General features: G+C 64.4%; 12 protein-coding genes. 11 read left to right on the top strand and 1 reads right to left on the bottom strand.

Annotation, left to right across the window (positions count from 1 at the left end):
* The first annotated feature begins 7 nt into the window (after positions 1–7).
* The 9 genes from ACYG9Z_RS22600 to ACYG9Z_RS22560 all read left to right on the top strand — a co-directional run bounded on the left by ACYG9Z_RS22600 (position 8) and on the right by ACYG9Z_RS22560 (position 9994).
* On the top strand, positions 8–1357 hold the full coding sequence (locus ACYG9Z_RS22600; RefSeq protein WP_023672720.1) for an SAM-dependent methyltransferase: 1350 nt from the start codon (positions 8–10) through the stop codon (positions 1355–1357).
* A gap of 157 nt (positions 1358–1514) precedes the next feature.
* Positions 1515–2492: a small ribosomal subunit Rsm22 family protein gene (locus ACYG9Z_RS22595; RefSeq protein WP_023733856.1), complete on the top strand. Its 978-nt coding sequence runs from the start codon at positions 1515–1517 to the stop codon at positions 2490–2492.
* Between the two features lie 220 nt (positions 2493–2712).
* Positions 2713–4206 carry a replicative DNA helicase gene (locus ACYG9Z_RS22590; protein ID WP_023672717.1) on the top strand — a complete coding sequence of 498 codons (1494 nt, stop codon included), beginning with the start codon at positions 2713–2715 and terminating at the stop codon, positions 4204–4206.
* Between the two features lie 230 nt (positions 4207–4436).
* Positions 4437–5840, top strand: a complete 1404-nt coding sequence (radA, locus tag ACYG9Z_RS22585) for a DNA repair protein RadA (RefSeq protein WP_023672716.1) — start codon at positions 4437–4439, stop codon at positions 5838–5840.
* Between the two features lie 48 nt (positions 5841–5888).
* Entirely contained in the window at positions 5889–6554 is a 666-nt protein-coding gene (locus ACYG9Z_RS22580) for a CvpA family protein (RefSeq protein ID WP_023672715.1), read from the top strand.
* Between the two features lie 108 nt (positions 6555–6662).
* Positions 6663–8144, top strand: coding sequence for an amidophosphoribosyltransferase (gene purF, locus ACYG9Z_RS22575; RefSeq protein ID WP_023672714.1), 1482 nt, complete (start codon positions 6663–6665; stop codon positions 8142–8144).
* Positions 8145–8174: 30 nt separating this feature from the next.
* Complete coding sequence (locus ACYG9Z_RS22570; RefSeq protein WP_023672713.1) at positions 8175–8930, top strand: SDR family NAD(P)-dependent oxidoreductase; 756 nt, start codon at positions 8175–8177, stop codon at positions 8928–8930.
* A gap of 77 nt (positions 8931–9007) precedes the next feature.
* On the top strand, positions 9008–9637 hold the full coding sequence (locus ACYG9Z_RS22565; protein WP_023752520.1) for a hypothetical protein: 630 nt from the start codon (positions 9008–9010) through the stop codon (positions 9635–9637).
* A gap of 135 nt (positions 9638–9772) precedes the next feature.
* On the top strand, positions 9773–9994 hold the full coding sequence (locus ACYG9Z_RS22560) for a hypothetical protein (protein WP_023689120.1): 222 nt from the start codon (positions 9773–9775) through the stop codon (positions 9992–9994).
* A 153-nt stretch (positions 9995–10147) separates the two neighbouring features.
* Here ACYG9Z_RS22560 and ACYG9Z_RS22555 read toward each other — a convergent pair whose 3' ends face one another.
* Positions 10148–10654 carry an OsmC family protein gene (locus ACYG9Z_RS22555; protein WP_023672710.1) on the bottom strand — a complete coding sequence of 169 codons (507 nt, stop codon included), beginning with the start codon at positions 10652–10654 and terminating at the stop codon, positions 10148–10150.
* A gap of 289 nt (positions 10655–10943) precedes the next feature.
* Here ACYG9Z_RS22555 and ACYG9Z_RS22550 point away from each other — a divergent pair, with 289 nt between their 5' ends.
* Together ACYG9Z_RS22550 and ACYG9Z_RS22545 are read left to right on the top strand one after the other, a co-directional pair.
* On the top strand, positions 10944–12449 hold the full coding sequence (locus ACYG9Z_RS22550; protein ID WP_023752519.1) for a S10 family peptidase: 1506 nt from the start codon (positions 10944–10946) through the stop codon (positions 12447–12449).
* Positions 12450–12598: 149 nt separating this feature from the next.
* Positions 12599–13486 (top strand): DMT family transporter, encoded by an 888-nt coding sequence (locus ACYG9Z_RS22545; protein WP_023689123.1) that lies wholly within the window; start codon positions 12599–12601, stop codon positions 13484–13486.

Below are 13486 nucleotides of genomic sequence, written 5' to 3'. Positions count from 1 at the left end.
TTTGGTGATGAATATTCTGTTGAAACGCGTTCTCGACCGCCTGGTGCGTACGGGCAATCTGAAAGTCACCGGCCCGAAGGGCTCGACAGTGGTTTTCGGCGACGGCAGCGGCGAGCCGGTGCATATGCACATCAAGACCGCGCATGCCGAGCGCGCCATTACCTTCGATCCGATGCTGGCCGTGCCGGAAGCCTATATGGACGGCGAACTCGACATCATCGAGGGCGGCGTACTGGGTATGATGCGCATCGCCTTCCAGAACATGGGCAGTGGCGGTATCGACGCCACCTGGTCGAAGGCCATCGAGGGTCTGCGCCACGCCTTTCGCCGCCTGCAGCAGATCAACACCGCATCACGGGCGCGCCGCAACGTGCAGCGCCACTATGATTTGTCGGGTGACCTCTACCGGCTCTTCCTCGACGACGACATGCAGTATTCCTGCGCCTACTTCGAACAGCCGGACATGACGCTCGACGAGGCGCAGATGGCCAAGAAACGCCATATCGCCGCCAAGCTCAGGCTGAAGGCCGGCCAGACCGTGCTCGATATCGGCTCCGGCTGGGGTGGGCTCGGCCTCTATCTCGCCAAGGCTTTCGATGTCGACGTGCAAGGCGTGACGCTGTCGACCGAGCAGCACGGCGTCGCCACCGACCGGGCGCATGCGCAAGGCTTGCAGGACCGCGTGCATTTCGATCTCAAGGACTACCGCGAACTCAACGAACGCTTCGACCGCATCGTCTCGGTCGGCATGTTCGAGCATGTCGGCGTCAACCACTTCCGCACCTTCTTCGACAAGTCGGCGACGCTGTTGAAGCCCGACGGCGTCATGCTCTTGCACACGATCGGCCGCTCCGGCGTGCCGTGGGCGACCAGCGCCTTTATCCGCAAGTACATTTTTCCGGGCGGCTACATTCCCTCGCTGTCGGAGGTGATGCCGGCGATCGAGAAGTCGGGGCTTGTGGTCACCGACATCGAGATTCTGCGGCTGCACTATGCCGATACGCTGAAGCATTGGGGCCAGCGCTTTGCCGCCAACCGCGACAAGGCCAAAGCCATCTACGACGAGCGCTTCTGCAGGATGTGGGAGTTCTATCTGGCGGCTTCGGAAGCCGCCTTCCGCTGGCAGGATCTGGTGATCTTCCAGATCCAGATCGCCAAGAAGAACGACACGCTGCCGATGACGCGCGACTACATGGCCAAATGTGAAAAGGCGCTCGAAATGCGCGAAATGGGGCATCGTCAGGAGGCGGCGGCCGCCGAGCCTGCTGTCGCCAGGTCTGTGCCTGCCAGGTCCGTTGCTGTCAGGTCCGTTGCGGCCAAGCCAGCGCGCCGTCGCAAGGTGGCGGATCGCGAATAACGCCTCGATTGCGATTGCCGCTTGCCATTGACGGCTCTGACACTGAAAAAGGTCTCGTTCTCGCGAGACCTTTTTTAATGACCTGCCTGCCCACCATCGCCACCACCCTTGTCGAGTTCGCCGGCGCCTCGGTGCTCGCGGCACGCGGAGCCTGAGCGTGGAACTCCCCGCCTCGCTGCGACAAGGCGTCGAGCGCCTGCTCGAAACGATACCGCTGGCGGTGCTGCGCCAGGCGGCGAAGACGCTGTCTGACCGCTACCGCGCCGAATTGCGCGACGGCCGCCTGCACATGGCCGAAGAGATGGCGGTAAAAGCCTATCTGGCGACGCGGCTGCCGGCGACCTACGCGGCGGTACGGGCCGGTCTCGACGAACTCGCCTATGCGCGGCCCGATTTCCAGCCAACGAGCTTGCTCGATGTCGGCGCCGGTCCTGGCACGGTGCTTTGGGCCACTACAGACCTGTGGCCCGACCTCGAAGAGGCGGTTCTGGTTGAAGCAAGCGCCGCGGTGCGCAAGGTTGGCCAGTCGCTCGCCCTTGATACCATCGCCACGAGGATGGACTGGCGCGCTGGCGACGTGACCATCGACCTTGCCGATCTCAAGCCTGCCGACCTCGTCACCTGCGCCTATGTGCTGGACGAGATCGCGCCAGCATCGCTGCCGAAGCTTGTCGGCCGGCTCTGGCATTTGACCGGCGACACACTGCTGATCGTCGAGCCCGGCACACCGGCAGGCTGGCAGCGCATCCTGGCAGTGCGCAGGCAATTGCTGGAGGCCGGGGCGCATGTGCTGGCGCCTTGTCCGCATGAGGCGCCCTGCCCGCTTGAGCCGCCCGACTGGTGCCATTTTTCGCGCCGCGTCGCCCGCTCGCGCCTTCATCGCCTGGCCAAAGACGCGGACGTGCCGTGGGAGGACGAGAAATTCATCTACGTCGCGGCGTCGCGGCAACCCGCGCCTGTACATCCGCCCCGCGTGATTGCGCCGCCGAAATCGGGCTCCGGCAAGGTGCTGCTCAAACTGTGCCAGCCGGATGGCGGCGCCGGCGAGACACTTTTCACCAAGCGCGAGGGCGAGCTGTTCAAGGCAGCGCGGCGGCTGGACTGGGGCGATACACTGGACGGAAGAAGCGGATAATCACCGAGATTGTTCTTGCTCTGTTCCAACGACTCGGATAAAAGTCAGCGCCTTTCTGAGTCAACCGGAATCGGGGCGCGGAAACACTCTTCTGTGGACGGTTTGCGGCCCCTGTGAACAACGGGCATCGAGGTTGATTGGTCGTGCGGTGATGCAGAAAGGTCAGCACCGATTTATCTCGTTCTGATATCGAGAAGCCGGGATCAAAATCGGGGACATCATGGCAGAGGCAGCGCGAAAATTCGGCGTGGCGGAGCAGCAACCGCTTTATCGTGAAGCGCCGAACAACATCGAGGCAGAGCAGGCGCTGCTCGGCGCCATCCTCGTCAACAACGATGCCTTCTACCGCGTCTCCGACTTCCTCAAGGCCGGCCATTTCTACGAGCCGCTGCACCGGAAAATCTTCGAGGTCGCGGCCGAGCTCATCCGCATGGGCAAGGTGGCGACGCCGATCACGCTGAAAACCTTCCTGCCGGCCGACGAGAAGGTCGGCGACATGACGGTGGCGCAATATGTGGTTCGTCTGGCGGTCGAAGCCGTCACCGTCGTCAATGCCACCGATTATGGCCGCGCCATCTACGATCTGGCCACGCGCCGGGCACTGATTACCGTCGGCGAGGACATGGTCAACATCGCCTATGACGCGCCGGTCGACATGGCGCCGTCCGAACAGATCGAGGATGCCGAGCGGCGGCTGTTCGAACTGGCCGAAACCGGCCGCTATGATGGCGGCTTCGAGAGCTTCACCGACGCGGTCAAGACCGCCGTCGACATGGCCAACGCCGCCTATATGCGCGACGGCCATTTGTCGGGCCTCGCCACCGGCATGCGCGATCTCGACCGCCGCATGGGTGGCCTGCAGGCGTCGGATCTGATCATCATTGCCGGCCGTCCGGGCATGGGCAAGACGTCGCTCGCCACCAACATCGCCTTCAACATTGCCGAGATGTATGAGCCGGCGCAGCAGGCCGACGGCTCGTTCAAGGCAGCCAATGGCGGCGTCGTCGGCTTCTTCTCGCTGGAAATGTCGTCCGAGCAGCTCGCCACCCGCATCATTTCCGAACAGACGGAAATTTCGTCGTCAAAAATCCGCCGCGGCGAGATTTCGGAGATGGATTTCGAAAAGCTGGTCGCCTGCTCGCAGACCATGCAGAAGATCCCGCTGTTCATCGACCAGACCGGCGGTATCTCGATCGCGCAGCTGTCGGCGCGGGCGCGGCGGCTGAAGCGTCAGCGCGGCCTCGACCTCATCGTCATCGACTATATCCAGCTGATGCAGGGGTCGAGCGCGAAATCGTCACAGAACCGGGTGCAGGAAATCACCGAGATCACCACCGGCCTCAAGGCGCTGGCCAAGGAACTCTCCGTTCCGATCATCGCGCTGTCGCAGCTGTCGCGTCAGGTCGAAAGCCGCGAAGACAAACGCCCGCAGCTGTCCGATCTTCGCGAATCCGGCTCGATCGAGCAGGACGCCGACGTGGTGATGTTCGTCTACCGCGAGGAATATTATCTGAAGAACCGCGAACCGAAGCCCGGCACCGACGAATACATCAAGTGGGAACACGAGATGAACGAGATGCGCGGCAAGGCCGAAGTCATCGTCGCCAAGCAGCGCCACGGCCCGACAGGTTCGGTGAGCCTCGCCTTCCATGGCGAGTTCACACGGTTTTCCGACCTCGCCGAAGAGCATCATATTGCGGAGAGGTTCGAGTAGCTTTTTGGCCTACCGCAGCGCTCCGTCACACCCCCCTCTGGCCTGCCGGCCATCTCCCCCGCAAGGGGGGAGATCAGCAGCTTTGCGAATGGCGCTCATCTTGCGACGTTGGGGATTGGCGAAAGCAGCGACGATAGCCAATCTCCCCCCTTGCGGGGGAGATGTCCGGCAGGACAGAGGGGGGTGTGCAAGATCACCCTCCTTCGGTCATTTGCAGGCAGCATCACTCCATGGCTAAATCGCGCGTCCAGTTCATCTGCCAGAATTGCGGGTCGGTGCATCAGCGCTGGGCCGGCAAATGCGATGCCTGCGGCGAGTGGAACACACTCGTCGAGGAAGGCACGTCCGGCGGCATCGGCTCGGGACCGGCCAACACGCGCAATGCGCGCAAGGGCCGCGCCGTGGTGCTGACCAGCCTGTCCGGTGACATCGAGGATGCGCCGCGGATCATCTCCGGCATTGGCGAACTCGACCGCGCCACCGGCGGCGGTTTCGTGCGCGGCTCGGCGCTGCTGGTCGGCGGCGATCCCGGCATCGGCAAGTCGACGCTGCTTACCCAGGCCGCAGCAGCATTGGCGTCAAAAGGCCACCGCATCGTCTATGTCTCGGGCGAAGAGGCTGTCGCGCAGATCCGGCTGCGGGCGCAGCGGCTTGGCGTCGCCGACACGCCGGTCGAACTTGCCGCGGAGACCAATGTCGAGGATATCCTGGCAACAATAGCCGACGGCAGAAGGCCGGACCTCGTCATCCTCGATTCCATCCAGACGCTGTGGACCGACATGGCCGACTCGGCGCCCGGCACCGTCACCCAGGTGCGCGCCTCGGCGCAAGCGATGATCCGCTACGCCAAATCCACCGGTGCTGCCATCGTGCTGGTCGGCCATGTCACCAAGGAAGGCCAGATCGCCGGTCCGCGCGTCGTCGAGCACATGGTCGACGCCGTTCTCTATTTCGAAGGCGAAGGCGGCCATCACTACCGCATCCTGCGCACGGTGAAGAACCGTTTTGGGCCGACCGACGAGATCGGCGTCTTCGAGATGTCGGACAAGGGCTTGCGCGAGGTCGCCAATCCGTCGGAGCTGTTCCTCGGCGAACGCCACGCAAAATCGCCGGGTGCCGCGGTATTTGCCGGCATGGAAGGGACACGTCCGGTGCTGGTCGAGATCCAGGCACTGGTGGCGCCGTCCACATTGGGCACGCCGCGCCGTGCCGTCGTCGGCTGGGACGGCGCACGGCTGTCGATGATCCTTGCCGTACTCGAAGCCCATTGCGGCGTGCGCTTCGGCACCCACGATGTCTACCTCAACGTCGCCGGCGGCTACCGGATTTCCGAGCCGGCGGCCGATCTGGCGGTTGCCGCTGCACTGGTTTCGTCGCTCACCGGTCTTGCCCTTCCCGCCGATTGCGTCTATTTCGGCGAAATCAGCCTGTCGGGCGCAGTGAGGCCGGTTGCGCATGCGCAGCAGCGCCTTAAAGAGGCCGAAAAGCTGGGTTTTGGAAGTGCGGTTCTGCCCTTGGGCAGCGAGGAGGTTGTCGGGGGGATCGGGGCCGGCGCTTTCCAGCCGACCGAACTTGCCGATCTCGTCGCACGCATAGCCGGCTCACGGCGCAGCCGTGTCGACGTGGAAGATTGACGCGGCTCGCCCGAGCCGTGAAAAGACAATCTGAGTGGGGCGAAAGACATGCCGATTACGCTGCTGGACGGAATTCTCGTCGGCTTCACCCTGGTCTCGGCGATGCTCGCCATGGTTCGCGGCCTGTCACGCGAAATCCTGTCCGTCGTGTCCTGGGCGGCTGCCGCCGCGGCGGCATTCTTCTTCTACAAGCCGGTGCTGCCTTACGTTCAGCCCTATGTCGAAAGCGACAAGATCGCCATGGCGGCATCCGCCGGCATCGTCTTCCTCATCGCGCTGATCGTCGTTTCCGTCATCACCATGAAGCTTGCCGACTGGATCATCGATTCCAGGATCGGCGCGCTCGACCGTACGCTGGGCTTCCTCTATGGCGCCGCGCGCGGCGTCCTCGTAGTCGCCGTGGCGCTACTGTTCTTCAACTGGCTGGCCGGCGCCAAGGCCCCTGCCTGGATCGCCAACGCCAAGTCGAAGCCGCTGCTCGAGACCATCGGCGCCAAGCTGGAAAGCCTGCTGCCCGAAGATCCGGAAAACGCCATTCTGAAGAAGCTCAATCCGAATCAGCCGGCAGCCGAGACGCCTCCGGCGGCCGATGCACCGGCGGCGGATGCTCCGGCAACCGGTGACGATACGCCGGCGCCCGACGACGAGACCGACGCTCCGGCCGATAACGCACCCGCGCCCGCTGCTCCGGCTCCGGCCGCGCCGGCAAACTGATACGGACGGATGGTGCCGGACAGGCGCCATCCCGGCAGTTCCGGCCTGACTACGTTGCTTTCGCGGCGCTATCGCACTATATGGCCATTTTAGCGGAGCTTGAGCCCCATGGCAGTTTCGAAGGCAGACGCGGACGACGTGCTTTCCGCCGAAGCAGACGATCATTTCCACGACGAATGCGGGGTGTTCGGCATTTTCGGCCGGCAGGACGCTGCGGCCATCGTAACGCTAGGCCTGCATGCGCTGCAGCATCGCGGCCAGGAAGCGGCCGGCATCGTCTCCTATGACGGCACGCAGTTCCATGTCGAACGCCATGTCGGCCTGATCGGCGACACCTTCACCAAGCAGCACGTCATCGACAGCCTGCAAGGCAACCGTGCCATCGGCCACACGCGCTATGCCACGACCGGCGGCGCCGGCATGCGCAACATCCAGCCCTTCTTCGCCGAACTCGCCGATGGCGGCTTTGCCGTCGCCCATAACGGCAATCTCACCAACGCCATGACCGTGCAGCGCGCGCTGCAGAAGCAGGGCGCGATCTTCTCGTCGACCTCCGACACCGAGACGCTGCTGCATCTCGTTGCCACCAGTAAGGAACGCGATTTGAATTCGCGCTTCATCGACGCCGTGCGTCAGGTCGAAGGCGCTTTCTCGCTGGTCGCGATGACCTCCAAGAAGATGATCGGCTGCCGCGATCCGCTCGGCATCCGCCCGCTGGTGCTCGGCGACCTGGACGGCGCCTGGATCCTGGCCTCCGAAACCTGCGCGCTCGACATTATCGGCGCCCGCTTCGTGCGCGACCTGAAGCCCGGCGAAATGGTCGTGGTGACCTCGAAGGGCATCGAGAGCCTGTTCCCCTTCGAGCCGCAGAAGACCCGCTTCTGCATCTTCGAATATGTCTATTTCGCCCGCCCGGACTCCTCGGTCGAAGGCCGCAATGTCTACGAAGTGCGCAAGCGTATCGGCGCCGAATTGGCGCAGGAAAGCCCGGTCGAGGCCGATATCGTCGTGCCGGTGCCGGATTCCGGCACGCCGGCGGCAATCGGCTTCTCCCAGGCGGCAGGCATCCCCTTCGAACTCGGTATCATCCGCAACCACTATGTCGGCCGAACCTTCATCCAGCCCGGCGATTCGATCCGCCATATGGGCGTCAAGCTCAAGCACAACGCCAACCGCCGGATGATCGAGGGCAAGCGCGTGGTGTTGGTCGACGATTCGATCGTGCGCGGCACCACCAGCCAGAAAATCGTGCAGATGGTGCGCGACGCCGGCGCCAAGGAAGTGCATATGCGCATCGCCTCGCCGCCGACCAGCGCGTCGTGCTTCTACGGCGTCGACACGCCGGAGAAGTCGAAGCTTTTGGCATCGCGCATGTCGATCGAGGAAATGGCCGAGTTCATCCGTGTCGATTCGCTCGGCTTCCTCACCATTGACGGGCTCTACCGCGCCGTCGGCGAAGCCAGCCGCGACAATGAGCAGCCGCAATTCTGCGACGCCTGTTTCACCGGCCAGTACCCGACCCGCCTGCTCGACTTCGAAGGTCACGACAATGTGCGCACGCTGTCGCTGCTGGCGAACAACGGGGCGTAAAGCCCAACTGCTATCCTTGAAAGCGCTCGCATGACCCTCGACCTCTCCGGCCGCGTCGCGGTCGTTACCGGCGCCTCGCGCGGCATCGGCTACTTCATCGCCAAGGAACTTGCCGCCGCTGGGGCCCATGTCATTGCGGTAGCCCGGACCGTCGGCGGGCTGGAAGAACTCGACGACCAGATCAAGGCCGAGCGCGCGAAAACCGGCAAGGGCGAAGCGACGTTGGTGCCTCTCGACCTCTCAGACATGGCCGGCATCGACCGGCTGGGCGGCGCCATTCACGAGCGCTGGGGCAAGCTCGACATTCTGGTGGCCAATGCCGGTGTGCTCGGCGTCATCTCGCCGATCGGCCATGTCGAGGCCAAAACCTTCGAGAAGGTTATGACCATCAATGTCACCTCGACCTGGCGGCTGATCCGCTCGGTCGACCCGCTGCTCAGGCTGTCCGACGCCGGCCGCGCCATTCTCATGTCGTCCGGGGCCGCGCATTCGGCGCGCGCCTTCTGGGCGCCCTATGCGGCGTCGAAGGCGGCTGTGGAAGCCATGACGCGTTCCTGGGCGCATGAGACGCAGAGCCTGCCGCTCCGCATCAATGCGGTCGACCCCGGCGCCACCCGCACCGCCATGCGTGCGCAGGCCGCGCCCGGCGAGGATCCGGAAACGCTGCCGCACCCGTCAGAGGTGGCAAAACGCATCGTGCCGCTGGCGAGCCCCGAGATGAAAGAGACGGGGCTGATCTTCCAGGTCAAGAACAACCGCTTCGTCGCCTACCGGCAGCCGGAATAAACCGGGTTGTAGCGGGATTAAACAGGCCTCCAGTTACGTTTCTTCGAATGTAGGACATTCGAAACCGGAGGACCGACATGCGTAGACTTCTTCTCGTTGCCGCCGCCGCGATTGCCGCCACAGCCGGGGTGGCGCTGGCGCAAGACGCCAAGATGAGTTTCTTCGTCACCAGCGTCGGTTCCGGCAAGGGCGCCGATCTCGGCGGTCTCAAGGGTGCCGACGCGCATTGCGCCTCGCTGGCGGAAGCGGCTGGGGTTACCGGCAAGGAATGGCACGCCTATCTCTCGAGCGCCAATGTCGATGCGCGCGACCGTATCGGCAAGGGTCCCTGGGTCAACGCCAAGGGCGAGAAGATTGCCGATGACGTCGCCTCGCTGCACAGCAACGCCAACGCCATCAACAAGCAGACGGCGCTGACCGAGAAGGGCCAAGTGGTCAATGGCCGCGGCGACAAGCCGAACCGGCACGACATATTGACCGGCTCGAAGCCTGACGGCACCAAGCTCGCCGACCAGACCTGCGGCGACTGGACCTTGAGCGGCGCGGAGGGCGCGGCGATGATGGGCCATCACGACCGCACCGGCCTTGATGAGTCGGCGGCGGCGAAATCCTGGAACTCCTCGCATGCCTCGCGCGGCGGCTGCAGCCAGGAGGCGCTGAAAGGCACCGGCGGCGACGGCCTGTTCTACTGCTTTGCGACGAACTGAGAGACGTCTGGGAGCGGTTCGTTCACGGGTCTGTGATGATCCGGCAGGTCCCTCCCCGCTCGCCCTGCTTTCGCCATCAGCCGGGAGTTGCTAGGGTCGACCCGACTCCGACACTCAGCAAAGCGAGGAATTCCCATGGCTGCTCCCAGCGTAGCATTGGTCTGGTACCTGGTGATCGCCGGCCCGCAAGGCGGCATGGTGGTGCTGCCCAGCACCTTCGACACCCGCGAACAGTGCACAAACGCGATTACCGAATATCAGAAGCAGCCGACGCCGGCCGGCTGGGCGGTCAACTGCGTGCCGAGCGCCTCGCCGTTTACCGATGAGGGCGATGCGGAAGAGCCTGCTGCGCAGTAGCGCAATCTCCCCCCTCGAGGGGGAGATGGCCGGCAGGCCAGAGGGGGTCGCCTCGCGTAGAGTGCCAACCTCCTTCCGCACAAAGGGCGTCGCGTCCAGTCGGCCCGACCCCCTCTGTCGCCTTCGGCGACATCTCCCCCTCAAGGGGGGAGATCAGGCGCGCGCACTCACCGTCAGCTCCGGCTTGCTGTTGATGGTCTGGAACACCACGCAATAGCGTTCGGTCAGCTTGATGAGCGAATCGATGCGCGCCTGCGGCTCATCCGTGTCGAGGTTGAAATTCAGCCGGATGGCGCGAAAGCCCACGGGGGCGTCCTTGGCCACGCCCAGCGTGCCGCGAAAGTCGAGATCGCCTTCGGCCTCGACGGTGGCTGCGCCAAGCCTGAATTCCAGCGCCGTCGCCACTGCCTTCAGCGTCACGCCGGCGCACGCCACCAGCGCCTCCAAAAGCATATCGCCCGAACACAATTCGAGCCCGGAACCGCCGGTCGCCGGATGCAGGCCGGCGACCGCCAGCGCCCTGCCCGTCTCGACCTTGCAGGCAATCGACTGGTCGTCGATGGAGCCTTTGGCGCGAAGCGTGATCAGCGCTCGCGAGGAATCGTCGCGATAAGCCTCCTTGATCGGTGCCTGCATGGCCTTGAGTGCGGTGGCGTCCATGTTGCATTCCTTTTCGAGTCCGTCGCGCTTTGATAGCACTGATATGCCGGCGAGACAGCGCCCCCCTCTGCCTGCCGGCCACCTCCCCACAGGGGGGAGATCTGCAGCTTCGCCGATGGCGCTTTCTACGCCGGCGATTAGCGAAGGCGGTCGCGACATCCAATCTCCATCCCTGTGGGGGATGTCCGGCAGGACAGAGGGGGCGTGAAGGAACGCTAGCTCGCGAAGAGTTACTTTGACTTCGACCGCCCGAGCCATACCTAAGCAGAGTCATTCCCGCGGAGGCATCATGCCGTTCAAGCTGAAACTGATCTCGCTTACCCTGTTGGTGCTTGCAGCCTTCGCGCAGCCAGTCGTCGCCGAAACGCCCGAGCGCCCCGCACCGGCAGGCGGCGTGCTGTCGCTGCTGCCGGCACCGCAGACGACCAGCCATTCAATCACCATTGCCGGGCGCAAGCTGGACTATCAGGCTAAGGCCGGCACGCTGTCACTGCTATCCGGCAAGGGCGAGGTCACCGCGGAAATCTTCTATGTCGCCTATACGCTGCCGCCACTGGCGGGCGCGGAGAAGGCTCGCCCCATCACCTTCGTCTTCAATGGCGGCCCGGGCGCGGCATCCGCCTATCTGCATCTCGGCGCACTCGGCCCGCGTGTCGTCGCGACCGGCGCCGATGGCCAATTCCTGCCGCCGCCGCAAAAGCTGATCGACAATCCCGACAGCTGGCTCGACATGACCGACCTCGTCTTCGTCGATCCGGTCGGCACCGGCTACAGCCGCGAGGCCCCCGGCCAGGACACAAAAGATTTTTGGGGCGTCAGCCAGGACGCCAGTTCGATCGGCGCTTTCATCCGGCTCTATCTCGCCCAGAACGGCCGCACCGGATCGCCGCTCTTCCTTGCCGGCGAAAGCTATGGCGGGTTCCGCGCGGCACTTCTCGCCAGGACCCTGCAGGAAGATGTCGGCCTGAGCCCCAACGGCATCGTGCTGATCTCGCCTGCACTGGAGTTCACGCTGGTGCTGCCCGACGAATTCCAGCCACTGCATTGGGCGCTGGAACTGCCCTCGCTGGCGGCGGTGCGCCTGCGCAGCGAAGGCCTCAGCGGCGAGGCGCTGCGCGAAAAGCTCGCCGAGGTCGAACACTATGCTATGGGTGACTACCTCACCGCTCTGGCCGGCGGGCTGGAACAGGGTGGGCGGCTGGCCAGCCAGCGCGTGGCCGAGATCACCGGCCTGCCGCTCGACCTCGTGCAACGCAATTTCGCCCGCATCCCGACCGCCCTGTTCGCGCGCGAATTCCAGCGCCCCAGTGGCAAAGTGCTCAGCCCGTATGACGGCACCATCGCCACCAGCGACATCGCCCCGGAGAGCGCCCGCAGCGCCGGCCCAGATCCGGTGCTCGACCGCAGCGTGCCGGCGCTGACCTCGGCCTTTGTCGGTTATGCGCGCGACGAGCTGAATTTTCGCACCGATGTCAGCTACAGGTTGCTCAATGGCGATGTGACCCACGCCTGGGACTATGGCGGCTCGCGGCAAGGCTATGCCGGGGTGATGGACGATCTGCAGCGGGCGCGCTCGCTCAACCCGGGGCTCGGCGTGGTGATCGTCAACGGCGACACCGATCTGGTCACTCCCTATCTGGCCTCACGCTATCTGGTGAGCCAAATCCCGACGCTCGGCGGGGCAAAACCCATCCGTCTCGACGTCATCGAGGGCGGCCACATGATGTATCTCAGGCCGGGCGGCCGGCGCGCCCTGAAGGAGGCCGCTTCGGAGCTCTACCAGGCAACACAGTGAACGGCGTGCCCACGCTGTCAGCCAGGCTGCGCCAACGCAAGCTTGCCACTGGCGTAGCGCCCCGCAGGCTTTCGCCCGTGTAGCCTGCAATGGGAGCCTGATTGGGGCAGGCTTCTTCTTCGTCCTCTTGACAGCGCCGGACACGCCGCATGGCCGATATTGCCATTCTGGAAACCCGCGAAAGGGTGCTTGCCGGCATCCTGTTCACCGGCTGCGCCTATTTCCTGTTTTCGACGCAGGACGCCGCGATCAAGCTTCTGGTCGTCGGCATCAGCGTCTGGCAGATCATGTTCTTCCGCTCGATCGCTGTGCTTATCGGCTGTGCTGCAATCGGCGGACCGCCCATCTTTGCCGACACAATGCGCTCGCCCATCGTGCGGCCGATGCTGGTGCGCAGCGCCTTCACGCTCGGCGCCTGGCTCTGCTACTACAACGCGGCCCGCTCCCTGCAGCTGGCCGAACTCACCACCATCTATTACGCCGCCCCGATCATCGTCACCGTGCTGTCGGTGGTGATGCTTGGCGAAAAGGTGCCGCTGTTGCGCTGGCTGGCGGTGTTCATCGGCTTCGTCGGCGTCTTCATCGCCTGTGATCCCACTCGTCTCGGCTTGTCCGTGCCGATGCTCTTGGTACTGGCTGCGGCAGTGCTGTGGGGCATTGCCGTGGTGCTGTTGCGCAAGACGGCGCTGGCCGAGCGCACGCTGATCCAGCTTGTGCTCAACAATTTCTACTTCCTGGTGTTTTCCACGGTGCCGGCGCTGTTGGTCTGGCAGATGCCGGACTGGCGCCAGTTGCTGCTTTTGATCAGCGTCGGCGCGCTCGGCGGCGTGGCGCAATTTATGCTGTTCGAAGGCATGAAGCGGGCGCCGGTGTCGATCGTGGCGCCGTTCGAATACACCTCATTGGTCTGGGCCTTCGGGCTCGGCTTTGCGATCTGGGGCGACGTGCCGCGTCGCGAGGTGTTTCTGGGGGCGGCGTTGATCGTCGGCGCCGGCCTGCTGATCATCGGCAACGAGCATTTCCGCAAGCGGCTATGA

The sequence above is a fragment of the Mesorhizobium sp. RSR380A genome, from assembly GCF_054719385.1.
The sequence above is the reverse complement of the archived record's forward strand: the minus strand, read 5'-3'. Positions and strand labels throughout refer to the sequence as shown.

What these genes read in the sequence shown, in the direction of transcription:
- radA (WP_023672716.1), top strand. Translation starts at nt 4,437, where the DNA reads ATGGCTAAATCGCGCGTCCAGTTCATCTGCCAGAATTGCGGGTCGGTG.
- ACYG9Z_RS22555 (WP_023672710.1), bottom strand. Translation starts at nt 10,654, where the DNA reads ATGGACGCCACCGCACTCAAGGCCATGCAGGCACCGATCAAGGAGGCT.
- ACYG9Z_RS22545 (WP_023689123.1), top strand. Translation starts at nt 12,599, where the DNA reads ATGGCCGATATTGCCATTCTGGAAACCCGCGAAAGGGTGCTTGCCGGC.
- purF (WP_023672714.1), top strand. Translation starts at nt 6,663, where the DNA reads ATGGCAGTTTCGAAGGCAGACGCGGACGACGTGCTTTCCGCCGAAGCA.
- ACYG9Z_RS22590 (WP_023672717.1), top strand. Translation starts at nt 2,713, where the DNA reads ATGGCAGAGGCAGCGCGAAAATTCGGCGTGGCGGAGCAGCAACCGCTT.
- ACYG9Z_RS22570 (WP_023672713.1), top strand. Translation starts at nt 8,175, where the DNA reads ATGACCCTCGACCTCTCCGGCCGCGTCGCGGTCGTTACCGGCGCCTCG.
- ACYG9Z_RS22580 (WP_023672715.1), top strand. Translation starts at nt 5,889, where the DNA reads ATGCCGATTACGCTGCTGGACGGAATTCTCGTCGGCTTCACCCTGGTC.
- ACYG9Z_RS22565 (WP_023752520.1), top strand. Translation starts at nt 9,008, where the DNA reads ATGCGTAGACTTCTTCTCGTTGCCGCCGCCGCGATTGCCGCCACAGCC.
- ACYG9Z_RS22560 (WP_023689120.1), top strand. Translation starts at nt 9,773, where the DNA reads ATGGCTGCTCCCAGCGTAGCATTGGTCTGGTACCTGGTGATCGCCGGC.
- ACYG9Z_RS22600 (WP_023672720.1), top strand. Translation starts at nt 8, where the DNA reads ATGAATATTCTGTTGAAACGCGTTCTCGACCGCCTGGTGCGTACGGGC.
- ACYG9Z_RS22550 (WP_023752519.1), top strand. Translation starts at nt 10,944, where the DNA reads ATGCCGTTCAAGCTGAAACTGATCTCGCTTACCCTGTTGGTGCTTGCA.